Consider the following 22,944-nt stretch of genomic DNA (forward strand, 5'->3'; position numbering starts at 1 on the left):
TCAGTGGCAGGGGAAGGCGGCGCTGTGGCGGGTGTCGTGGGCGGCGTTGTGCACGGCCTCGATGTGCGAGAAACCGGCAAAGTACACCAGGCACAGGCCCAGCAAGCTGGCACCGATGGCGATGGTTACACGCTGGCTGAGGGTAACGGGGGTCGCAAGGCTGTGTTGTTTGGCGCTGGTGACGGGCATGACGCGGTCCTCTGCTTTTTTGTGGGCAATGGGCGAGCGCGGCAGCCCCGGGCGTGGCCGCCCAAGGGAATGCAACAGCGCCCGCCCACCGCGGGGTGTTCATGAACGTCAGGCCGGTCTCCGGGCTTGCGAGGAAGAGCTGGGCTCCTGGAACGCGTCACCTTCCCATGCCGTACTACAAGGCACAGTGGTACAGACGCTTCACTCGCTTACCGTTGCGGGGGCAGCACCGGCATTGTCCGGCCCTGCTGAAGGGCCTGGGACGCACCGGTTTCCCGTTTCACCCCCTGAGGGGCACCTGAACGCGAGGCATAAGGAGAGCATGGGGCGGGCTTGGCGTCAATGTCATACAGAGCGCGAGGCTGTCGAACAGCAGGTACCACCGCCTCGCGCCTGCGGTGTTCGTCCAGCAGGCAGAAGTGCAGGCGCCGGGCGATCACCCGCGGGCGAATGCCGCCAGCTTGTCGCCATCCAGCCGGTAGCGCACCCACTCATCCTGTGCTTCGGCCCCTAGCTTCTGGTAGAAGCCGATCGCTGGCTCGTTCCAGTCCAGCACGCTCCATTCCAGGCGCCCGCAGTTGTTCGCCACCGCTTCGCGGGCAATGTGCTGCAACAACTGCCGGCCGGCGCCATCGCCGCGTTGTTCGGGGGTCACGTACAGGTCTTCCAGATAGATGCCATTGCGCCCGAGCCAGGTCGAGTAGCTGTAGAAGTACACGGCAAAGCCGATTGCACGACCATCACGCTCGCACATCAGGGCGCGCACGGTGCTGCCTTCGTCGAACAGGCTGTGCTCGATGTCGGCAAGGGTAGCGACCACCTCGTGGCGGGCGCGTTCGTACTCGGCCAGTTCGGTGACGAAGGTGAGGATCTGCGCGGCATCGGTACGCACGGCAGGGCGAATGGTGAGGCTCATGGTGACAGCTTCCTTGGTCCGGATTGGCGATACAGTGATGTGTATCTGCATAATTTAATCAAACTGTACCGGTCGCTGGGGAAGGCGACTCCGGTAGTGTGACAGCACCTATAAAGAAAGTGGAATGCCCGCCATGCTTGCCTCTGCCGACCTGCTGACCGCCTTTGTGCTGTTTGCCTTCGTGTCTTCCATCACGCCTGGCCCCAACAACACCATGTTGCTGGCCTCGGGGGTGAACTTCGGCGTGCGCCGCTCGGTCCCTCATGCCTTGGGTATCAGCTTTGGCTTCATGATGATGGTGCTGGCCGTCGGCCTGGGGCTGGGTGAGGTATTCAAGGCCTGGCCACCACTGTATACGGTGCTGCGCTACACTGGCGCCGCCTACCTGCTGTACCTGGCCTGGAAGATCGCCACTTCCGGGCCGGTCGGCACGGCCTCGTCCAGTGCCCGCAAACCGCTGGGCTTCTGGGGAGCAGCGGCGTTCCAGTGGGTCAACCCCAAGGCCTGGGTGATGGCGGTGGGGGCGATTACCACCTACACGCCCGCGCAAGGCTATGTAACCAACGTGATCGTCATTGCGGCCTTGTTCGCTTTGGTCAACCTGCCGAGCGTGGGGGTATGGGTGATGTTCGGCAGCGCCCTGCGCAACCTGTTGCAGCATTCGCGCTGGCTGATGCTGTTCAATGTCGTGATGGCCCTGTTGCTGGTGATTTCACTGTACCCGCTGCTGTTTGTAGAATCAGCGTTTTCCTGACCCCGAGAGTACAGTAAGCCGATGCAGTTGATTCCCTGGTCCCACGAATGCGCCGAAGGTTTCACCCTGCGTGGCTGGCGAACCCCGGCCAGTGGCAAACCGCTGCTGCACTTCCTGCATGGCAATGGCTTCTGTTGCCTGACCTACCAACCGCTGTTGATGCACCTGGGCAAGCATTTCGACTTGTGGCTCTGCGACGTTCAAGGCCATGGCGACAGTGACCATGGCGGGGTGTTTCGCGGCTGGAACCGCACCGCCGCCTTGGCGGTGGAGGCCTTTCAGGGCGGACGTGGCGAGTATGGCGACGTACAGCGGTTTGCCGCAGGGCACAGCTTTGGTGGCGTGCTCACAGGGCTGATCCTGAGCAGTGAACCGCAACTGTTTGCACGCGCCGTGCTGCTCGACCCGGTGTTGTTCAGCCGACGCATGATCGGCGTGATGGGGGCAGCAGCCTTGGTCGGCCTGCATCAGCGCCACGCCCTGGCCCGCAAGGCTGCCAGTCGTCGCAGCCACTGGCCCGATCGCGAGTCAGCTTTGGCCTCGCTGCAAGGGCGTGGCATCTTCAAAGGCTGGACCCATGCGGCGCTGCAGGCCTATGTCGAGCATGCCATCGGGGATTGTGGCGAGGCCGTGGTGCTCAAGTGCCGGCCCAGCCGTGAAGTGGAAATCTTCAGCTCGTTCCCTAAACGTATGTGGGCCAGCCTGACAGCAATCAGGACGCCGACACGGGTGTTGTATGGCGAGGACACCTATCCCTTTGTGCCACACTCGGTGAATCGCCTGGCGCTGCTAAACCGCAATGTGACCGCACGGCAAGTGCCCGGTGGGCACTGTTTCATGCAGGAAGACCCGGCCATGGCGGCCGAGCAGGTGCTCGGTTTCTTGCAGGGCTGACTGTTCTGCAGGTGGGACGATGCATGTCATTTCAGCCGTCTACCGCTTGATTGGCATCATTGATAAGGTTATCTCAACCAAGAGAGGAGCCTTCTCATGAAAAAGATTCTGGGTATCCACCACAGCCCTCACGCCCATTGGGTGGGGGATGGTTTCCCGGTGCGCAGCCTGTTCACCTACGACAACCTGGCCAGCCGGATCAGCCCATTCCTGCTGCTGGACTACGCCGGGCCGCATGATTTCGCCCCAACCCAGGCACGACGCGGTGTAGGCCAGCATCCGCATCGCGGCTTCGAGACGGTGACCATCGTCTACCAGGGTGAGCTGGAGCACCGTGACTCTACCGGGGCTGGCGGCTTGATCGGCCCAGGTGACGTGCAGTGGATGACGGCTGCCAACGGCATCCTCCATGAGGAGTTTCATTCCCCGGACTTTGCACGCAGTGGTGGCACACTGGAAATGGTCCAGCTGTGGGTGAACCTGCCGGCGCGGGACAAGCGTGCAGCGGCCGGCTACCAGACGCTGCTGGCCGGCGACATTCCGGTGCTAGCGCTGGACGGTGATGCCGGGAGCTTGCGGGTAATTGCCGGTGACTATCATGGGCACCAGGGGCCGGCTCGGACCTTCACCGCGATGGATGTGTGGGATCTGCGGCTCAACGCCGGCGCTGTCTTGCAGTTGCCGGTTGCTGCCGGTCGCACTGCGGCGCTGGTGGTGTTGCGTGGAAACGTTCGAATCAACAGCGAACGCGAAGCAGGTCCGTCCAGCCTGGTGCTGCTCGACCGGGAGGGTGTAGATGTAGCGGTCGAGGCGCTGGAAGGCGCCAGTGTGCTACTGCTCAGCGGTGAGCCGATCGATGAGCCGATCGTCGGCTACGGTCCGTTCGTGATGAACAGCCAGGCGGAGATTGCCGAATCGTTCGATGATTTCCATGCCGGGCGGTTTGGGCAGATGCAGAATGAGAGGGGAGGTGCCGCGCACTGATCCTGTTGATTGGGTGGCCTTGCTGTCCAAGACCACTCGTCGTCAAGTCTGCTAATGCATTCGAACGCTCGGCCCACGCAGGGAATCTTCCACTAAGGTGCTAGAGGATTCCCCGCAAGCTCATTGCCCGGGCGCATGGACTGCTGCCCGAGCATGCGCAATATCAATTGGCGCCCCGCCCGACAAAGGCGTACTTCCAAACAACAGGCCATCCCACAGAGAGGGTCGTACCATGTCGTTGATAGGCGTTTCGATACTAGAGATGCGGCAAATGATCGAACAGGCCTGCTTGCCAGATCGCTGTGAGGTCAGCTGCCCGGACGGCGCCAACCTGACCATCCGCCTGGGCCAGGGCCAGGATCTCGATCAAGGCGTGACCCTCAGCGGGGTCGCCCTGCAAAATCTCAACAGTTGTCGTGATCTGGTCAACCTGGTGGAGCAGCTGCATGCGCTGCGTGACAGCCACCCGGCGCCGCTCAAGGCGATTGCCTGAGCGCACCTGTCGTGCCCCGGTCAGCCCAGGCTGGCCGGGTTCATGCATTCTAGCCGCTGACTAGCAATGCGCAGGTATCAGCCCTGGCAGCCTTAAGTGCGGCCGCAGCTGCCGCTGATCGGCTTATTGCAGTTCCAGCAGCAGGTTCAGGCCACCGTCGCCGCATTTACCCTTGTCGCGGACCACGCCATGGTAACTCTGCCCATCCCAGACAAAGGCCACACTGTGAGCGCGGTCGATCTTGTCGGGCAGTGGGGGGCAAATGTGCAAGCGCAGCCCTGGGCGGCCTTGCAGGTTGAGGGCGGCGAGCTGGCATTGGCATTCCACACTTTGCGCCACGGGGCCGAACAGGGTGTCGCGTACGTAGTCGAGCTGCAGCGAGGCATTGGGGGCGCGGCCAGGCATCTTCATCGGTACATGGCTCCGGTGCAACGGCTCGAAGAACCAGGCGGGTTTGGCATGGCAGGCTCCAGACAGAAGTAGGCGGCTTATCATTCGAAGCTTGCCTGGCCAAGATGTTCAATGTGTTTCATGTGGGTTCATCTTGTTCTGCACTGGGCGGCAGAGGAGTGACCCTGTTCAGGCACCTGCCTTACGCAAGGTCAGGTTGATCCGCCGTTCGCCCAGGCGCGGATGAACACCGGGCTTGATCGGTAGCACGCCGTGGAAGCGCAAGCGGTCTTCGCCGCCCCAGACCAGCACATCGCCGTGGCTCAGTGCAATGCGCTGAGCCTTGTCGGCACGCTGCAGGCCGCCAAACAGGAACACCGCCGGTAAACCCAGCGACACCGACACGATCGGTTGGCCGAAATCCTGCTCGTCGCGGTCCTGGTGGAGGCTCAGGCGTGTGCCTGGCAGGTAATGGTTGACCAGGCAGGCATCCGGCTCGAAACCGTCAAACCCGGCTATGGCTGCCGCGTGGGCGGCCAAGGCGAGCAGGACCGGGGGCAGGGCAGGCCAGGGCTGGCCACTGAGTGGGTCGCTGGGGCTGTATCGGTAGCCGTGTTGATCACTCACCCACCCCAACGTACCGCAGTTGGTCAGCCCTACCGCCATGCGCAGCCCTCCTGGGGTGTACATGTGCCGGAACGGCGCGGCACGTAGCACCGGGCGCAGGGCATCGAGCAGCGCCTCGGTTTCGGCCAGGGCGAAGCCGGGCAGCAGCACGGTATGGCTGGCCAGGCGTTGCGGCTGGGGGCCGAACAGGTCGAGGTCGGACTGGATCATGCTGCTGCACATCTTTGATCGGTTTGCCATTGTACCCCGACAGATACACTCCAAGGGCTTGCACATGCCGACCGGATCGAAAGACTGCAGAGGGAGGGGCAACAGAAAAAGGAACCGCGGCACCAGGGAGAGGAGCACCGCGGTTCAAGGGGGAGCGGTTTACTGCTGGGTCACAGTGGCCAGGTTCGCGCTGCCCAGCTGGGTGATGGTGGCGGATTGGGCGACACCGCTCTGGTCGACGAACGCCATGTTGCCCTGGCCTCCCTGGGTCACGTAGGCGACGTTGATGTTGTCAGTCTGTTTGATGGTGGCTTCGTTGCCGCTTCCGTAAAGTTGGTTGGTGTAGCTCTGGTTGCTATAGCCGGACTGGTCGAGGGTGATGGTATTGCCGGTGCCCTGGCTGCTGCCGTAGGCATAGTTGTCGGTACCACGCTGGTCGGCGATCAGAATGTTGTCAGTGCCGTTCTGTTCGAAGTACAGCTCGTTGCTGACGTCATCCTGCTTGGTCGACATCTGGTTGCCTTTACCTGTCTGGGTCAGCGTGGCCAGCTGGTCAGCGCCCTTCTGGGTCAGGTTTACGCCGTTGCCATTGCCGGTCTGGTTGATGGTGGCGTTCTGGTTGGTACCGAACTGGCCACCCATCTTGGCGCCTTTCCAGTTACTGGCGGTGATGCTGTTGCCATTGCCTTGGGTGTTGATGGTGAGGTTGAGGTTTTCACCATTCTGATAGGTGAAATGCAGGTTGTTGTTGCCGGTCTGGGTGATGCTGGTGGTTGAATTGTTGGTCTCGAACTGGTCCGACCAACTGGCGTTGGCATTGCCTTGCTGCGATAGGCTGACCTTGTTGCTGACGCCGAAGCTCTGGTCGATATAGCCTTCGTTCAGCTGGCCGGTCTGGACCACGGAGGCCTGGCTACCCACCTGTGTGTCCTGCCACACTTCCACCGAGTTGCCACCCCCGTATTGACCAATGGCAATGGTGCCACCGGTGCCGTCACGCTGGTCGCCATAGGCCCAGTTGTCGTGGCCATCCTGGTAGATCTGGATATCGCCATCGACATGGTTCAGGTGCTCGGTGGTGCCATAGTTGTCCTGGCCGGTCTGGTTGACGGTGCTGCGATTGTTGCTGCCACCGAAGGTCTGCTCGATGAACGCCTCATTGCGCTGGCCGGATTGCCAGCTGGTGGCTTTGCTGCCTTCCTGGCTGTCCTGCCACACGGTGGATCTATTGCCGACGCCTTGCTGGGTTTGCAGCGATTCGTTGTTCGCCCCTATCGACTGGCTGGCGAAGGCATCGTTGTAACTGCCTGCGGCCTGTTGGGTGATCTGGCTGCCGTTCTCGAACAGTTGCTCAGCGTAGCCGGCGTTGTACTGGCCGGTGGCGCTCTGCTGAATATCGCTGGTGCTTTCGGCCTGCACGGCGAGGTGGTTGTGGCCCTTGCCAGTCTGGTGCTGGGTGGCCGAGGCGAAGGGGGCCTGAGCCTGAAAGACTTCGGCGATGTTTTCCTTGCCGTCCTGGGTCTGGGACGAGGTGCTGTCAGCAGCCATGGCCTGACCTGCGAGGGCCAGGACGATAGCGGCACTGAGCGGAGCGAGCTTGTACATGGTGGTGCCTCCAGGTCTATCGGTATTGGGTGATCTGAACATGCTGGCCATTGCCAGCCTGGGTAACGGAGCTGTTGAGCCCCGAGCCGGACTGCACGATGCTGGCGCTGTTGTCGTTGCCGATCTGCTCGATGGCGGCGCTGTTGCTGCTGCCGCTCTGGCGAATCGACGCGCTGTTGCCATTTCCCTGTTGGCTGATGATGGCCATCAGGTCACTGCCTTCCTGCAAGATGTACGCTTCCTGAGCACCGCCAGACTGGACGATACGGCCCAGCAGAGCCTGACCGTTCTGGTCGAGGGCGGCGCGGTTGCCTGACCCTTGTTGCTCGATCACCGCAGCCTGGCCGGCACCGGCCGGCAGCAGGCGGATGATCACTGGTTCACCGAGGTCGTTGCCGGGTGCGAGGTCGGCATTGTCCATCAGGTCCTCTGCCCAGCAGGCCTGGCCCGCCAGGGCCAGGCAGAGCAACAGGGAGTACAGCCGTTTCATCGAAGCCTCCGGCTTTTACTGCACGATGACGTTGACGGTGCGCGTGGTGCCTTGGCCGGTGGTGATCGTCGCCGTCGGTGCCGCAGTCGGGATGATCGTGGTGCTATTGCCTACCACCAGGCGCCAGCGGCCGGTCAGCGCTACCGTGGCCGTACCCAAGGTCTGGACACCGGTAGTAGTGGTTACCTGCACGGTCACGGTATTGCCGGTAGTCACCGACGAGGTGCCACTGATGTCCCAGTTGTAACGGTTGTTGGAGCGCGCCGTTACTGTGGCTGTCGTGACAGCGAAGGTTTCAGCGGCAGGCCGAGGCGACACGTTGACGGTGACCGTACCGGGGGTGGACAGCCCCCCCAGCGAGTCACGTGCCTGGTAGGTGAAGGTGGTGGTGAAGGCTGTGGTTACAGTGGCCGGTGGGGTATAGGTTACGGTCGTGCCGTCGGTGCTGACCGTGCCGCGGCCGGCGGCTGGCTGGGTGATGTTGGCCACGCTCAGCGGTACGTTGCCTTCCGGGTCGGTGTCGTTGGCCAGCACGTTGATGGTCAATGGCACGCCCAGGGTGGCGACGGTCTCCGGGTTGGCAGTCGGTGCCTGGTTAGGCGCGACGTTGATGGTGACCGTGGCCGGTTCCGACTTCAGGCCCTTGGCATCCATCGCCCGGTAGCTGAAGGTGGCTACCAGCGGTTGTGTGGCCCCGCTCGGCGGCGTGTAGGTCACCGAGGTGGTGCCGTTCATCACGACGCCGCCAAGGCCGGTCCCGGGTTGGGTCAGGTCGCTGATGGTCAGCGGCACGTCGCCATCCGGGTCGCTGTCGTTCAGTAGCAGGTTGAGTGTGATCGGGACACCGACACTGGTGTTGCCGACATCGGCCTGGGCCAGCGGTGGCTGGTTGGCGGCCTCGACCGGGGCGTTGCCGACCACGATCACCGGCTCCACATCGCTACCGCCATGGGCAGACTTGACCGTGACGGTGGCGGGCGGTTGAGCCAGGTCGTTGACCGTGATGCTTTGCAGCGTGCCCGATTTCGACATGCGGCCGTAGCCTTGGGCGAGCAGGTCGGGGGCCACGACTTCATCACTGGAGCTGGCCTCGATCAACAGACGTTTGTTGGCCCAGTCATAGCGTGCGGTGCTGACTTTGACCACGTCGCTGAGCTTGCTCGAGAGTGCAGTCGGCTGGGTGCCGCCGACTGCATTGCTGGCGGTGACAACCACCACCGCTGGCGGCACCGACTGGTTGAACTGCTGGCTGAAGAACAAACCGTTGTTGTCCGAAGTCAGGGTGAACTGACACGGCGAAGGCGGCGTGCCGATCAGTGCCAGGCCATTGCGCATACACAGGCTGGCCTCATTCGGGGCCTTGGCGAACACTTCCACGCGGGTGCCGCTGCCGTTGCGCGAGTACGTGGCTCGCTCCAGGGTGACCGGGGTTTGTGCCCGCTGGTCCAGCACCTTGCCAGACACTATGAACGTGTTGGTCTGAATGGTGCCAGCGGGCCCTTCGATGCGCACGAAGTTGGTATTGAAGGGGCTACCGGTTACCGCTTCGTTGATATTGGGGTCGCCGATGTAGGTTTCGGTGGTGCCAGTGTCAGGATTGACCTCTGTATACGGCCCGCCAACCCCCTTCAGCCAAGGGCCGATCGCACCCTCCAGCGCCCCCTGGAAGTTGCCCGGAGCGCCAATGCCTATGTCCCGGGTGATGTTGATCGCACGACGTCCTGCCGTGGTGACGTTGACCGTCTCCACCCCGTAAGGGTGCGTGATGGTGTAGGTGCCGGTGCGTGGGACCGAAGCACGGATACGGATGCGCGCGAAACTTTGCTGATCACCGTCTACCGGGTTTTCAGCAGCGAAGGCTGCCTCTAAACCGGCAACGTAGACCTCCAGCTCATAACCGCTGTTACCTACTTGTGGTATCGAGGTTTCGGCCAGGAACCAGAACATCTCCGGTGGCCAGTTATCTGGAAATACCAGCGGCAGGGCATCGTCATAGACACCGGGCTCGGGCAACAAGGTGCACATGTAGGCCGGCGCCCCTGGCGCGCCTGGCGCACGGGTGCTGGTGGCACGTGACTGGCACAGCTCCAGGGATTGGTCGAGGCTGTCCTTGTACCACATCGGATAGCCACCTGTGGCGAAGGTGTAGGGCCCCGGGTCGACATCAGACAGCGCGGCGAATGCGGCGCTGGTAACGGTAAGAGAGAAACCGGCGGCCAACAGCGCACGGCGCGACCAAGTGTTCATGCTGCCTCCTTGAAGGCTGAGCCTTTGTCTGTTCATGGCACCAGCACCACGTCTTCGGTGTCGCTGCCACCGTTGGCGCTGGTGACCTGCACCTTGGCCGGCGGAATGGGCGAGAAGGTCATGCTCAACGTCTTCACGGCGCCGGTACCGCCCAGGTTGCCGATCAACGTGCCGTTGCCGGTATGTGCGGTAAGTACTGGAGGGGTGGTTTCGTCACTCGTGTTGGCCACCAAGGTCAGCTCGCCGGTGGACAAGCGGTACTGGGCCTGTGTGATGGTGACCAGGTCGGTCAGTGGCATGTTGCTGGTGGTCAGGCTGCTGGTGGGGACCGCCACGCTGTTGTCAGCGGACAGTGTCACGATGGTTCCGGCCGCCGGGTTGAGGGCTGACTGTGCGTACCAGGCGCCGGTGCCGTTGGCCTCGGTGAGGCCAAGGTTGGGCGTTTGGCTGGTCAGGGTGACGCTTGCCGGTGGCGGCGGGGCCAACACGAATATGTCTTGCTGGGCGATCAGGTCGCCGTTCTCGGTATGCCTTGAGTAAGTGCTGCGTTGTGGCATCAGCGGGGTTGGCAGGGCCACTTCGGAAAGCTTGCCGGAGACAGCGAACAGCTCGGTGCGCAGGTCGATGCCACCAGGGCCTTCGATGCGTACGTAATTGGTGTTGAATGGGCTGCCGGTGACCTGCTCTTCCAGGTTCGGGTCGCCGATGAAGCGCTCGTTGCCTTCGGTGTAGGGGCCGTTGACACTGCGCAGGAACGGCCCGACATCGCCCTTGAGTGCGCCGGTGAAGTCGCCTGCGCCGGCGATGCCGATGTCGCGGGTCATGTTGATCGCCCGGCGTCCTGCAGCGGGTACATCGAACACTTCAACGCCATAGGGGTGGGTGACCACGTAGGTGCCCGCGGTGGGGACGTCGACCCGAATACGGACTCGGGCAAAGCTGACCTGGTCACCCTCGACAGGTTCCTCGGCGGCGAATGCCGCTTCGATCGCCGTGCCGTAGCTGAGGTCGATGCCACGGGCGGCGTCGACGATTGCAGCGTCGGCAGTGAACCAGAACGCTTCGTCAGGGAAGTTGGTGGGGAAGACGATGGGTTGGGTATCGTCGAACACACCAGGCGTGGGCAGCAGCGTGCACATGTATGAGGGTGCGTCAGGCGCGCCGGCGACCCGGGAGCTGACGGCCTTGGTCAGGCACAGGTCGAGGGTTCGACCGTGGCTGTCCTGGTACCAGGCGGGGAAGCCGCCGTTGGCAGGAACGTAAGCGCCTGGATCGACAGCATTCAAGGCGGCCTGCGCGGGAAGCTGGAGAATGCCGGCGAAAATCGCCACTGCCAGCGGGTGGGGTATCGGTCGGTGCATGAGTCAATTCCTCCTGCAAACGGGCCCATGGACTTGGGGCGTCTGGGAGGAGATCGGCAAGAGCTGTGCCAATATCTGAGGTCTGCGTTGCAGGCCTTGTGGGGCAAGGGTTCGAACCTCTCAGCAGGGGATTTCGCGAGCGGCTGGCGGTGGGCTGCGTTCCCCCAAGGTTGGGGGATTGGGGGGCGGTAATTTCAACCCGATTTGCGGCGCAAAGTCGAGTTCTGAACTCAGATCATGCAGTAGGCGCGGCCGGTTATTCTTGCAATCTGGAACCGCGTCCTTGGAGGTTAAGCCGGGTGGGAAGGTAAGAATGAAACCGGTTTCAAAACCTTTCTGAACGCGCTAGATTATTCGGCTGTCTCTTGATGGCCTATCAAGATCACCTCTCAATTGAAAATCAGATGGCGCTTGTCAAGGCCGCCCCACAGCCGATGAGGATTCGCAATGCCTGAGCATGCCCCAGACAACCCGCGCAGGGATTTTCTGCGCAAGACCTTGACCCTGATCCCTGTCGTTACCGTGGCCAGCACGGGCCTTGGCGCAGGCGCCAGCCAGCTGCTTGCGGCCCCGCAACAGCAACCGAACGTGCCCGCCACGCCACCTGCGGGCGACTATCGACCGACATTCTTCAGCGCCGAAGAGTGGGCTTTTGTCCAGGCTGCCGTGTCGCGCATCATCCCGGCCGATGAGCTTGGCCCAGGGGCACTCGAAGCGGGTGCCGCCGAGTTCATCGACCGCCAGATGAATACCCCCTACGCGACTGGCGCACAGTGGTACATGCAAGGGCCGTTCAACGCTGACGCCGCGCCCGAACTGGGCTATCAGCTGCAGCTCAGCCCGCAACAAATCTACCGCCTGGGCATCGCTGCCGTGGATGGCTGGTGCAAGGCCAATGGCGGACAGGTTTTTGCTGCGCAAGATAGCGCTACCCAGGACCGTATTATCAGCAAGTTGGAGGCAGGAGAGCTGGTTTTCGAAACCGTTCCGGCCAAGGTGTTCTTCAGCCTGCTGGTGCAAAACACGCGCGAAGGGTTCTTCTGCGACCCGATTCATGGCGGCAATAAAGGCATGGTCGGCTGGACCCAGATCGGCTTCCCCGGCGCCCGCGCCGACTTCATGGACTGGGTCGAGCGCAACGAGCCTTACCCGTTCCCGGCTGTATCGATTCGCGGCGAGAGGGCCTGAGGCATGGCGACGGTGTTGAACAAAGTGGATGCGGTGATCGTCGGCTTCGGCTGGGCCGGTGCGATCATGGCCAAGGAGCTGACCGAGGCCGGGCTGCACGTGGTAGCCCTGGAGCGGGGGCCGATGCAGGATACCTACCCCGAAGGCAGCTACCCGCAGGTGATCGATGAGCTGACCTACAGCGTGCGCAAGAAGCTGTTCGTCGATGTATCGAAAGAAACCGTCACTGTCCGTCATAGCGTGCATGATGTGGCATTGCCCAATCGCCAGCTGGGCGCATTCCTGCCGGGCAAGGGCGTGGGGGGCGCGGGCCTGCACTGGTCGGGTGTGCACTTCCGGGTCGACCCCGTCGAGCTGCGCCTGCGCAGCCACTATGAAGAGCGCTACGGGCGTACGTTCATTCCCGAAGGCATGACCATCCAGGACTTCGGGGTCAGTTACGAAGAGCTGGAGCCCTATTTCGACTTTGCCGAAAAGGTCTTTGGCACTTCAGGCCAGGCCTGGACCGTCAAAGGCCAGGTGGTCGGTGAAGGGAAGGGCGGCAACCCCTATGCGCCGGACCGTTCCAACCCGTTCCCGCTGCCCGCGCAGAAGAACGTTGTATCGGCAAGGCTGTTTGAAAAGGCTGCCACCAACCTCGGCTACAAACCTTACAACCTGCCGTCAGCCAACACCTCAGGGCCATACACCAACCCCTACGGGGCGCAGATGGGGCCGTGCAACTTCTGCGGTTTTTGCAGTGGCTACGTGTGCTACATGTACTCCAAGGCCTCGCCCAACGTGAACATCCTGCCGGCGCTGCGTCAGGTGCCCAACTTCGAGTTGCGGCCCAATGCCCATGTGCTGCGGGTGAACCTGGACGACCGCAAGCGCAAGGCCACCGGCGTGACTTACATCGATGCCCAGGGGCGCGAGGTGGAGCAGCCGGCAGAGCTGGTGATTCTGGCGGCTTTCCAGTTCAACAACGTGCGTCTGATGCTGCTTTCCGGCATTGGCAAACCTTATGATCCGGTGAAGAACGAGGGTGTGGTCGGGCGTAACTTCGCCTATCAGAACATGGGAACAGTCAAGGCGTTCTTCGACAAGGACACCTACACCAACAACTTCATCGGCGCGGGTGGCAATGGCATTGCCATCGACGATTTCAACGCCGACAACTTCGACCATGGCCCGCACGGCTTCGTCGGCGGTTCGCCAATGTGGGTGAACCAGGCCGGCAGCCGGCCGATTGCCGGTACCTCCAACCCGCCGGGCACGCCGGCCTGGGGCAGTGCCTGGAAGAAAGCCACGGCCGATTACTACACCCACCAGGTGTCAATGGACGCCCACGGCGCCCATCAGTCCTACCGTGGCAATTACCTGGACCTGGACCCCACCTACCGCGATGCCTACGGTCAGCCGCTGCTGCGCATGACGTTCGACTGGCAGGAAAACGACATCAAGATGAACCAGTTCATGGTCGACAAGCTGAGCAAGATCGCCCAGGCGATGAACCCCAAGGCCATTGCCGTGCTGGGCAAGCAGGTCAAGGACCACTTCAACACCACCCGTTACCAGACCACCCACCTGAACGGCGGGGCGATCATGGGCACCGACCCCAAGACCAGTGCACTGAACCGCTACCTGCAAAGCTGGGACGTACACAACGTGTTCGTTCCGGGGGCTTCGGCGTTCCCGCAGGGGCTGGGTTACAACCCGACCGGGTTGGTGGCCGCGCTCACGTACTGGTCGGCCCGCGCCATCCGTGAGCAGTACCTGAAAAACCCCGGTCCGTTGGTCCAGGCTTGAGGAGCGATGAGCATGAAGACACTGTTGATCGCCACCCTGGTGCTGGGTGCCGGTGCGGCTGCACAGGCCGTAGCGAATGACGATGCGCAGGTACGCCTGGGCGAGTACCTGGCCCGCGCCGGTGACTGCGTGGCCTGCCATACCGCCAAAGGCGGAAAACCCTTTGCCGGCGGGTTGCCGATGAAAACGCCGATTGGCACGGTGTACTCCACCAACATCACCCCGGCGGCCAGTGGCATTGGCCAGTACAGCTTCGAAGACTTCGACAAGGCCGTGCGCAGGGGGATCGGCAAGGACGGCAGTACGCTCTATCCGGCCATGCCATACCCGTCGTATGCGCGGGTCAGCGAGCAGGACATGCAGGCGCTCTACGCCTATTTCATGAAGGGCGTGGAGCCTGTCGAGCAGGCGAACAAGGCCTCTGACATTCCCTGGCCGCTGAGCATGCGCTGGCCGCTGGCAATCTGGCGCGGCCTGTTCGCGCCAGAGGCCAAGCCCTGGCAGGCATCAGCGACAGCCGACCCTGTTGTGAGCCGCGGTGCGTACCTGGTCGAGGGCCTTGGGCATTGTGGCGCTTGTCATACGCCGCGGGCACTGACCATGCAGGAAAAAGCCCTGAGCGCGGCTGATGGCGAGCAGTTTCTGGCCGGCAGCGCGCCGCTGGAAGGCTGGGTTGCCAAGAACCTGCGTGGCGATCACAAGGACGGCCTGGGCAGTTGGAGCGAAGCGCAGTTGGTGCAGTTTCTCAAGACTGGGCGCAGTGATCGCAGCGCCGTGTTCGGCGGCATGAGCGATGTGGTCGAGCACAGCATGCAGCACATGAGTGATGCCGACTTGACCGCTATCGCCCGCTACCTGAAAACCCTGCCGCCAAGCAATCCGGATGACCAGCCGCATGTGTACGACAAGCAGGTAGCCGATGCGCTATGGAAGGGTGACGACAGCAAGCCTGGGGCGGCGGTGTACATCGACAACTGCGCGGCCTGCCACCGCACCGACGGGCAGGGCTACACCCGCGTGTTCCCGGCCTTGGCCGGCAACCCGGTGGTGCAGACTGCGGATGCCACGTCGCTGATCCATGTGGTGCTTGCCGGTGGCACGGTACCGGCAACGCACACTGCGCCGTCGAACTTCACCATGCCGGCTTTCGGCTGGCGCCTGAGCGACCAGGAGGTTGCCGAGGTGGTGAATTTCATTCGCAGCAGTTGGGGTAACCAAGGCAGTGCCGTCACGGCCGGTGACGTGAAGTCGCTTCGCTGACGTGTTTTTCTGCGCCCTCGCCCGTAGGAGCGGGTTTACCCGCGAACACGGGCGAAGCCCGTGCCATCCCCTAACGTAATCAGATTCCGGGGTAAGCCCTGTCCCACATTTATAAATCTATAACTATCAATGATCTATGCAATATTTTTAATGCGATTTAACATTTCCTGACTTCGTGCCCGACCAACGGCCTGTTGACGAACCCGCGCATTTTTGCTGTATTGAAACCGGTTTCATCACCATTAAAACAATCATAAGGAAAACCCATGGCCGACGCGCCTGCCCATACCCGCGAACGGGTCACCATCAGCGAAGTGGCGCGTGTTGCTGGCGTTTCCAAAGCCACCGTCTCCCGTTACATCGGTGGCGACCGCCAATTGCTGGCCGAAGCCACGGCCAAGCGGCTGGAAGAGGTCATCGAACGCCTCGGCTATCGCCCCAACCAGATGGCTCGCGGCCTCAAGCGCGGCCAGACGCGACTGATCGGCATGCTGGTGGCCGATATCCTCAACCCCTATTCAGTGGCCGTGATGCACGGCGTGGAAACCGCCTGCCGTCAACATGGTTACAGCCTGGTAGTGTGCAACACCAACCGCGACGACGAGCAGGAGCGTCACCACCTGGTGGCCCTGCAGAGCTACAACGTCGAAGGGCTGATCGTGAACACGCTCGGTCACCACCCCGGCGAACTGCTCAACCTGCAGCGTGACATCCCCATGGTGCTGGTCGACCGCCAATTGCCCGAGCTGAATGTAGACCTTGTCGGCCTGGACAATGCCGACGCAGTCGAGCAGGCCCTCGACCACCTGCAGGCCCAGGGCTACCGCGACATCCTGGCGGTCAGCGAACCCCTCGATGGCACCAGTTCACGCCTGGAGCGGGTGCAGGCGTTCGGCGCGTCGATCAGCCGCCGGCCAGGCATGCGTCAGCAGGTACTTGAAATCAGCGCAGGGCTGCAGGGCCAGTTGGCTTCGTTTCTTGCCCACAGTGGCCATGGTCCGCAAGCCATCTTCACCTTCAACGGCGTTGCCACCTTGGCGGTGACCCGGGCCCTGCTCGAGGCCGGGCGCAACCTGGTTGCCGATGTCGGGCTGATCGCCCTCGACGACCTCGACTGGTACCCCTTGGTTGGCAAAGGCATTACCGCACTGGCCCAGCCCACCGAGCGTATCGGCGTGGCGGCATTCGAAAGCCTGCTCGGTCGTTTGCGCGGCGATAGCGGCGCAGCCCGGCGCATCGACTTCAAAGCCAACCTCATCATTCGCGGTTCAACCCAACCCCAGTAAGAAACAGCAGGTTTGTGCCTGCTGCTGTTGATCAAAAAATGAAACCGGTTTCATAAGGACAAGAACAATGCACGCGAACCCCGTTTCCATCAGTCTCTCCAGCTACGGCGCCGACTTTGTGCGCCAACGTGGCCAGGAGCAGTTTCTGGACCTGCTGGCCGCCGCTGGCGTCAGCCGCGTCGAACTGCGCGAAGAATTGTTCGCCAGTGCACCGGACGCCGCTGCGCTGGGTAGGGTCATTGCCGCGCTGCGCCTGGAATGCCTGTACTCCACCCCCCTTGAACTGTGGACCGCGCAAGGCGTGCCCCACCCGCTGCTGGTGCAGAAGCTGGAAATTGCCCGGTCGCTTGGCGCGGTGGCGCTGAAGGTTTCCCTGGGGCACTTCGATGAGCACTGCGATGTGACGGCCCTGGCGTCGCTGCTGCCTGCGCATGGGCCTCTGTTGCTGGTGGAAAACGATCAGACCGCACAAGGTGGCAGGCTCGAACCGATGCTGCAGTTCTTCCAGCGTGTCGACCCGCTTGGGCTGCGCCTGGGTATGACGTTCGATATCGGTAACTGGCAGTGGCAGGGTGAGCCTGCGCGGCAAGCTGCAAGGCAGCTAGGCCGTTGGGTGCGCTATGTGCATTGCAAGGCTGTGCAACGTCGGGCCGATGGCCGTCTGGTTGCCATACCGCCGCAAGCGGCGGACCTGCAGGAGTGGGCAGCGCTGATGGCCGAGTTTGCGCCGGGCGTGGTGCGCGCCGTCGAGTACCCCCTGGTGGGCGATGACCTGCTGGCGCTGACCCGGGTCCAGGTACGTCACCTGTCTGCACTGGGCGCGGCGCAGGAGCTGGACCATGCATGAACATGACGTGCTGTGTTTTGGCGAGACCATGGCCATGTTCGTTGCCGAGCAAGCCGGCGACCTGGCCGCTGTCGGCCAGTTCGGCAAACGCATCGCCGGCGCCGACAGCAACGTGGCGATCGGCCTGGCGCGGCTGGGTTTCAAGGTACGCTGGCTGAGCCGGGTTGGTGACGATTCGCTGGGCCGTTTCGTGCTCGACAGCTTGCGCGGCGAAGGCCTGGACTGTGCCGGCGTCGAGGTGGATGCCAACTACCCGACGGGTTTTCAGCTCAAGGCCCGCAGCGATGATGGCAGCGACCCGGCAGTGGAGTACTTTCGCCGCGGTTCGGCGGCCAGCAGGCTGTCACCTGCGATGTTGAGCCCCGTTTGGCTGCAGGCTCGCCACGTGCACGCTACCGGTATTCCACTGGCGCTGTCGGACAGCTGTCGGGCGCTTTCCCACGCGCTGCTGGATGAGATGCGCGCAGCCGGGCGAAGCCTATCGTTCGACCCCAACCTGCGTCCCTCGCTGTGGCCCGATCAAAGCAGCATGGTGCGTGAAATCAATGCCCTGGCGGCCAAGGCCGACTGGGTTTTACCGGGGTTGGAAGAGGGGCGGTTGCTGACCGGTCAGCACACCCCGGCCGATATCGCCGCGTTCTATCTGGACCAAGGGGTGGAGCTCGTGGTGATCAAGCTGGGCGACGCTGGCGCCTACTTCCGCAGCGCCAAGGGCGAAGGGCAGGTAGCCGCCGTGCCAGTCAGTCGCGTGGTGGACACCGTCGGTGCAGGTGATGCCTTTGCCGTCGGTGTGCTTAGCGCGCTACTGGAGGGCCGTCCGATAGCCGAGGCGGTAGCGCGTGGCAACTGGTGCGGCAGCCGTGCCGTGCAATCGCGGGGCGACATGGAAGGGTTGCCGCTGCGCCATGAACTGGAGGCCTACGACCTGCGCAGAAGCGCATGAGCCGACCCCGAATCACCTGTTGCAACAAAAACAACAAGCTCAGGAGAAACAAACCATGCAAAGCCAAAGCCTGGCACCTCGCCGCTGGTGGTACATCATCCCGATTGTGTTCGTCACCTACAGCCTGGCGTACCTGGACCGCGCCAATTACGGCTTCGCCGCTGCCTCCGGCATGGCCGAAGACCTGCATATCACCCCGGTGATGTCTTCGCTGTTGGGGGCGCTGTTCTTTCTCGGTTACTTCTTCTTCCAGGTGCCTGGTGCCATCTACGCTGAAAAGCGCAGCGTGAAGAAGCTCATCTTCGTCTGCCTGATCCTGTGGGGCGGCCTTGCCACGCTTACCGGCATGGTCAGCAACGTCTACATGCTGATCGGCATCCGCTTCCTGCTCGGGGTGGTGGAGGCTGCGGTCATGCCGGCCATGCTGGTGTACCTGTGCCATTGGTTCACCCGGGCCGAGCGTTCGCGCGCCAACACTTTCCTGATGCTGGGCAACCCGGTGACCATTCTGTGGATGTCGGTGTTGTCGGGTTACCTGATCAAGCATTACGACTGGCGCTGGATGTTCATCATCGAAGGCTTGCCCGCTGTGATCTGGGCGTTCTTCTGGTGGCGCCTGGTGGATGACCGCCCGGCCCAGGTGAAGTGGCTGAGCGAGCAGGAGAAGGCCGCCCTGGCGCAGGCGCTGGCTGCCGAGCAGCAGGGTATCAAGCCTGTGAAGAACTACCGCGAAGCGTTTCGCTCGCCGCAGGTGATCATCCTGGCGCTGCAGTACTTCTGCTGGAGCATCGGCGTGTATGGCTTCGTGCTGTGGCTGCCATCGATTCTCAAGCAGGCGGCGAACGTCGATATCGTGCAGGCCGGCTGGCTGGCCTCGGTGCCCTACCTGGCGGCGGTGCTGGCGATGGTGGGCGTGTCCTGGGCGTCGGACCGCCTGCAAAAGCGCAAGCGCTTCGTCTGGCCGCCGCTGCTGATTGCCGCCGTGGCGTTCTATGGCTCTTACGCCTTGGGCAGCGAGCATTTCTGGCTGTCTTATGCATTGCTGGTGCTTGCTGGTGCCTGCATGTACGCACCTTATGGCCCGTTCTTCGCGATCGTGCCCGAAATCCTGCCGGCCAACGTCGCAGGCGGCGCCATGGCGCTGATCAACAGCATGGGGGCGCTGGGCTCGTTTGGCGGTTCGTGGCTGGTGGGTTACCTCAATGGGGCTACGGGCGGGCCCGGCGCCTCTTATCTGTTCATGTGCGGTGCGCTGCTGACGGCAGTGGCGCTTACCGTTGCGCTCAATACTTCCCAGACCTCTGGCCGGGCAAAGCGCGATAGCTCGCGTCTGGCCATGAACCATTAGGAAACCCGCAATGAAGAAGCGAATCGTCCTGTATAAACGCCTGTCCGGCGAACTGATGGCACGCCTGCAAGATCGCGTCGAGGTGACCTGGGTGGATACTACCCAGCCCGATGGCCTGGCCCGCCTGCGCGATGCGTTGCCGGGGGCGCACGGGTTGCTGGGGGCCAGCCTGCGCCTGGATGCCAGCCTGCTCGACCTTGCCCCGCAACTGGAAGTGGTGTCGAGCGTTTCGGTAGGCGTAGACAACTACGACATTGCTGAACTCAGCAGGCGTGGTGTGATGCTCACCAACACGCCCGACGTGTTGACCGAAACCACCGCGGACACAGGCTTTGCCTTGATCCTGGCTACCGCCAGGCGGGTGGTGGAGCTGGCGAACTGGGTGCGTGACGGCCGCTGGCAGGCCAACCTGGGGCCAGCGCATTTTGGCAGTGATGTACACGGCAAGACGCTGGGCATCGTCGGCATGGGCCGCATTGGCGAGGCCCTGGCCCGGCGCGCGGCCGCGGGCTTTGGCATGCGCGTGCTGTATCACAGCCAGCGTGCCAAGCCCGAGGTGGAAGCGCGCTATGGCGCATGCCAGTGCAGCCTGGATGAGCTGTTGCAGCAGGCAGATTTCGTTTGCCTGACGGTGCCGTTGAGCGCCAGCACCGAAGGGCTGATAGGCGCACGGGAACTTGCGTTGATGAAGCCAGAGGCAATTCTGGTGAACATCTCACGCGGGCGCGTGGTGGATGAGCAGGCGCTGATCGATGCGCTGCGGGCCAGGCGCATCCGCGGTGCGGGGCTGGACGTGTTCGTGCATGAGCCGCTGCCGGCCGACTCGCCGCTGTTGCAGTTCGATAACGTGGTAGCGACCCCACATATCGGTTCGGCGACCGAGGAAACCCGCCAGGCCATGGCGCGTTGCGCGGTGGACAACCTGCTCAGCGCGCTGGCCGGTGAGCGGCCGGTAAACCTGGTCAACGGCTGACGCGCGCCCCTGCCACAGGGGCCGCGCAGCCCTTTGAGACGATCAGCGGCAGTTACCTGCCTTGCGATAGCCCGCTGCCTGCGCTTCACCTTCGTTTGCGAAGGTGACCTGGTTCTTCGCTGCAACCTGGTTGTAGCTCGGGCAGCCGACTGACAGGTGATAGACGTGGCTGTTGCGGTTGCCAAGCACGGCGCCGACCGAACCGGCGCTGGCGAGGCTTGGTTTGGCCTCAGGCTTGGCCGCTTTTACCGGCACCGTCTGTGCCACGCCGCTGCCAACCGGCTTGTAGCCGGCAGTCCACTTGCGTTCGCCGCTTACAAACGGGTTGCCATGGCCCATGATCGCGGCAATGCGCCGGTCGCGTTCTTTCTCCCAGGCCGACACCGGGTGTTGCTTGTCCCAGGCCATCAGCAACTGTTGCTGTTGGCGCGACATGTTCAGCTTGTAGCGGTCGAACATGTAGAAGGTGGTGCGAGCCACCAGGCCTTTGACTTCGTCACGCGGTTCGGCGGTGCGCTGGACGAAATCGACCTTGGTGGTGCATTGGCCGTATTCGCCGGCATTGCCAGTGACCATGCCGTAGTTGAAGTTGCTGCGGTCACCGTTGACCTCACCCACGGCCGGGTAAAGGTTGAACAGGTCGGCCTCCATGGCGCGGAATACCGGGTCGTTGTCCACGCAGTGCTCACGGCCGCCGTTCTTCCAGCACTGGCGCTGGTTGCCGAAGGTATGGGCGGGCACGATGTGTTCCCACTCGGTGCGTTTGGCGCGGTTCTGCTGCTTGCGCGTCTGGTAACCACACGAGGCGGCATCGATGCGCCCGCCAGACTTGCCCACCCAGGTCCATTTGCAACCGCAGTACAGGTCACCCATGGCACTGCTGGCCTGGTCCAGATAAACCTTCTGCTTGGCCACCACCTTGGCTTCGGTGAAGGTGGCCGGCGGGTTGGCCAAGGCGGGGAGGGTAAAGGAAAATAATAAGGTTATGGCGTAAAGCAGTGATTTCATGGGGAAAACATATTTCAGGTTGGGCCGGGCATTGTAATGGTTTCCGCGAGGCTGACCAGCTCGCGGACCCATACCAACTGCCGCAAGCCCGCGCTATTTGAAGCCGGTGACCGCGTGGGGAACGTAAGGGGCCTGCAAGCGCACCACCTCGTCTTCGCTCAGCTGCAGTGACAGTGCGCCCAGGGCATCGTCCAGGTGGGCGGGCTTCGAGGCGCCGACGATAGGGGCGCTAACACCGGCCTTACCCAGCACCCAGGCCAGCGCAACCTGGGCCATCGGCACCCCCCGTTCGCTGGCAATCTGTTCGACCACATCGATTACCCGGCCGTCCTCCACCTCGGTCTTTTCATAGAACGACTGCCCGGACATATCGGTGCGCGTGCGCTCGGTCTGCTGCCCATGCGGCCGGGTCAGCCGACCGCGCGCCATCGGGCTCCAGGGCATCAGGCCGATGCCTTGATCCAGGCACAGCGGAATCATCTCTCGCTCTTCTTCGCGGTAGATCAGGTTGAGGTAGTTCTGCATCGACACGAAGCGGCTCCAGCCGTGGCTGGCGGCTACCTGCTGGGCCTTGGCGAACTGCCAGGCATACATCGACGATGCGCCGATGTAGCGCGCCTTTCCGGCCTTGACCACATCATGCAGGGCTTCCATGGTTTCCTCGATGGGAGTGTGGTAGTCCCAGCGGTGGATCTGGTACAGGTCGACGTAGTCTGTGCCCAGGCGGCTGAGGCTGGCGTCGATGTTGGCCATGATCGCCTTGCGTGACAAGCCTTGCTCATTGGGCCGGCTGGCGCCTTCCCACATGTTGGCAGGGAAGAACACCTTGGTGGCGATCACGGTTTCTTCGCGGCGGGTAAACTCCTTCAGGAGTTTGCCGAGGATGATTTCCGAGGTGCCGGCGGAATAGCTGTTGGCAGTGTCGAAGAAGTTGATGCCTTGCTCGACGGCATGGCGAATGATTGGCCGGCTGGCGTCTTCGCCCAAGGTCCAGGGATGAGTGCCCGCGTCGGGTTCACCGAAGGTCATGCAGCCCAGGCACAGCCTTGAAATGTCCAGCCCGGTGCTACCCAGCTTTACGTACTGCATCGTCGTCTCCTTCAAGGGCGTGAGTGATGGAGTTAGCCTAACGTTGGCAGGCTT

General features: G+C 62.7%; 22 protein-coding genes and 1 riboswitch. Of the genes, 12 read left to right on the forward strand and 10 right to left on the reverse strand.

The genetic code is table 11. The features are described 5' to 3' along the window. Both J3A98_RS09695 and J3A98_RS09700 read right to left on the reverse strand, forming a co-directional pair. Entirely contained in the window at nt 1–189 is a 189-nt protein-coding gene (locus tag J3A98_RS09695; protein WP_176683443.1) for a CbtB domain-containing protein, read from the reverse strand. A gap of 93 nt (nt 190–282) precedes the next feature. Next, a riboswitch (cobalamin riboswitch) is annotated at nt 283–506 on the reverse strand. A 119-nt stretch (nt 507–625) separates the two neighbouring features. Beyond that, nucleotides 626–1,105: a GNAT family N-acetyltransferase gene (locus tag J3A98_RS09700; protein ID WP_176683444.1), complete on the reverse strand. Its 480-nt coding sequence runs from the start codon at nt 1,103–1,105 to the stop codon at nt 626–628. A gap of 124 nt (nt 1,106–1,229) precedes the next feature. Between J3A98_RS09700 and J3A98_RS09705 the strand changes: the two genes are divergently transcribed. The 4 genes from J3A98_RS09705 to J3A98_RS09720 all read left to right on the forward strand — a co-directional run bounded on the left by J3A98_RS09705 (nt 1,230) and on the right by J3A98_RS09720 (nt 4,230). Continuing rightward, nucleotides 1,230–1,859 carry a LysE family translocator gene (locus J3A98_RS09705; RefSeq protein WP_176683445.1) on the forward strand — a complete coding sequence of 210 codons (630 nt, stop codon included), beginning with the start codon at nt 1,230–1,232 and terminating at the stop codon, nt 1,857–1,859. A 21-nt stretch (nt 1,860–1,880) separates the two neighbouring features. Continuing rightward, nucleotides 1,881–2,753, forward strand: coding sequence for an alpha/beta hydrolase (locus J3A98_RS09710; protein WP_209965629.1), 873 nt, complete (start codon nt 1,881–1,883; stop codon nt 2,751–2,753). A 96-nt stretch (nt 2,754–2,849) separates the two neighbouring features. Further along, nucleotides 2,850–3,737 (forward strand): pirin family protein, encoded by an 888-nt coding sequence (locus tag J3A98_RS09715; RefSeq protein ID WP_209965631.1) that lies wholly within the window; start codon nt 2,850–2,852, stop codon nt 3,735–3,737. A 232-nt stretch (nt 3,738–3,969) separates the two neighbouring features. Next, entirely contained in the window at nt 3,970–4,230 is a 261-nt protein-coding gene (locus J3A98_RS09720) for a DUF1652 domain-containing protein (RefSeq protein WP_176683448.1), read from the forward strand. Between the two features lie 123 nt (nt 4,231–4,353). Here J3A98_RS09720 and J3A98_RS09725 read toward each other — a convergent pair whose 3' ends face one another. From J3A98_RS09725 to J3A98_RS09750, 6 genes are all read right to left on the reverse strand, one after another. After that, nucleotides 4,354–4,641: a hypothetical protein gene (locus tag J3A98_RS09725; protein ID WP_176683473.1), complete on the reverse strand. Its 288-nt coding sequence runs from the start codon at nt 4,639–4,641 to the stop codon at nt 4,354–4,356. Nucleotides 4,642–4,809: 168 nt separating this feature from the next. Continuing rightward, a complete protein-coding gene (gene alkB / locus J3A98_RS09730; RefSeq protein WP_209965633.1) occupies nt 4,810–5,457 on the reverse strand; it encodes a DNA oxidative demethylase AlkB in 648 nt (215 codons plus the stop codon). A 159-nt stretch (nt 5,458–5,616) separates the two neighbouring features. Further along, on the reverse strand, nt 5,617–7,062 hold the full coding sequence (locus J3A98_RS09735; protein ID WP_176683450.1) for a curlin: 1,446 nt from the start codon (nt 7,060–7,062) through the stop codon (nt 5,617–5,619). Between the two features lie 16 nt (nt 7,063–7,078). Then, entirely contained in the window at nt 7,079–7,552 is a 474-nt protein-coding gene (locus J3A98_RS09740) for a curlin (protein WP_176683451.1), read from the reverse strand. Nucleotides 7,553–7,567: 15 nt separating this feature from the next. Then, entirely contained in the window at nt 7,568–9,799 is a 2,232-nt protein-coding gene (locus tag J3A98_RS09745; protein WP_209965635.1) for an Ig-like domain-containing protein, read from the reverse strand. 32 nt (nt 9,800–9,831) lie between these two features. Then, nucleotides 9,832–11,160 carry a hypothetical protein gene (locus J3A98_RS09750; protein WP_209965638.1) on the reverse strand — a complete coding sequence of 443 codons (1,329 nt, stop codon included), beginning with the start codon at nt 11,158–11,160 and terminating at the stop codon, nt 9,832–9,834. A 447-nt stretch (nt 11,161–11,607) separates the two neighbouring features. Between J3A98_RS09750 and J3A98_RS09755 the strand changes: the two genes are divergently transcribed. The 8 genes from J3A98_RS09755 (at nt 11,608) to J3A98_RS09790 (ending at nt 20,793) form a co-directional block, all read left to right on the forward strand. Beyond that, nucleotides 11,608–12,348 (forward strand): gluconate 2-dehydrogenase subunit 3 family protein, encoded by a 741-nt coding sequence (locus tag J3A98_RS09755; RefSeq protein ID WP_209965640.1) that lies wholly within the window; start codon nt 11,608–11,610, stop codon nt 12,346–12,348. Between the two features lie 3 nt (nt 12,349–12,351). After that, entirely contained in the window at nt 12,352–14,136 is a 1,785-nt protein-coding gene (locus J3A98_RS09760) for a GMC family oxidoreductase (RefSeq protein WP_209965643.1), read from the forward strand. A gap of 12 nt (nt 14,137–14,148) precedes the next feature. Continuing rightward, nucleotides 14,149–15,396: a cytochrome c gene (locus J3A98_RS09765; protein WP_209965645.1), complete on the forward strand. Its 1,248-nt coding sequence runs from the start codon at nt 14,149–14,151 to the stop codon at nt 15,394–15,396. A 266-nt stretch (nt 15,397–15,662) separates the two neighbouring features. Next, complete coding sequence (gene ptxS, locus J3A98_RS09770; RefSeq protein ID WP_161775336.1) at nt 15,663–16,682, forward strand: transcriptional regulator PtxS; 1,020 nt, start codon at nt 15,663–15,665, stop codon at nt 16,680–16,682. Between the two features lie 67 nt (nt 16,683–16,749). Next, a complete protein-coding gene (locus J3A98_RS09775) occupies nt 16,750–17,529 on the forward strand; it encodes an AP endonuclease (RefSeq protein ID WP_209965647.1) in 780 nt (259 codons plus the stop codon). After that, nucleotides 17,522–18,472, forward strand: coding sequence for a sugar kinase (locus tag J3A98_RS09780; protein WP_209965649.1), 951 nt, complete (start codon nt 17,522–17,524; stop codon nt 18,470–18,472). Before J3A98_RS09775 ends, J3A98_RS09780 begins: the two co-directional genes overlap by 8 nt. 55 nt (nt 18,473–18,527) lie before the next feature. Then, nucleotides 18,528–19,820, forward strand: a complete 1,293-nt coding sequence (locus J3A98_RS09785; protein ID WP_209965651.1) for an MFS transporter — start codon at nt 18,528–18,530, stop codon at nt 19,818–19,820. A 10-nt stretch (nt 19,821–19,830) separates the two neighbouring features. After that, complete coding sequence (locus J3A98_RS09790) at nt 19,831–20,793, forward strand: D-glycerate dehydrogenase (RefSeq protein ID WP_209965654.1); 963 nt, start codon at nt 19,831–19,833, stop codon at nt 20,791–20,793. Between the two features lie 42 nt (nt 20,794–20,835). Here J3A98_RS09790 and J3A98_RS09795 read toward each other — a convergent pair whose 3' ends face one another. Both J3A98_RS09795 and J3A98_RS09800 read right to left on the reverse strand, forming a co-directional pair. After that, entirely contained in the window at nt 20,836–21,801 is a 966-nt protein-coding gene (locus tag J3A98_RS09795; protein ID WP_209965656.1) for an endonuclease, read from the reverse strand. 93 nt (nt 21,802–21,894) lie between these two features. Further along, the gene (locus J3A98_RS09800) at nt 21,895–22,890 is read right to left on the reverse strand and encodes an aldo/keto reductase (protein ID WP_209965658.1); all 996 of its coding nucleotides are present in this window, start codon (nt 22,888–22,890) and stop codon (nt 21,895–21,897) included. Between the last annotated feature and the right edge of the window lie 54 nt (nt 22,891–22,944).

This window comes from Pseudomonas sp. BP6, assembly GCF_017875935.1.
GTDB classification, from domain to species: Bacteria; Pseudomonadota; Gammaproteobacteria; order Pseudomonadales; family Pseudomonadaceae; genus Aquipseudomonas; species Aquipseudomonas putida_Y.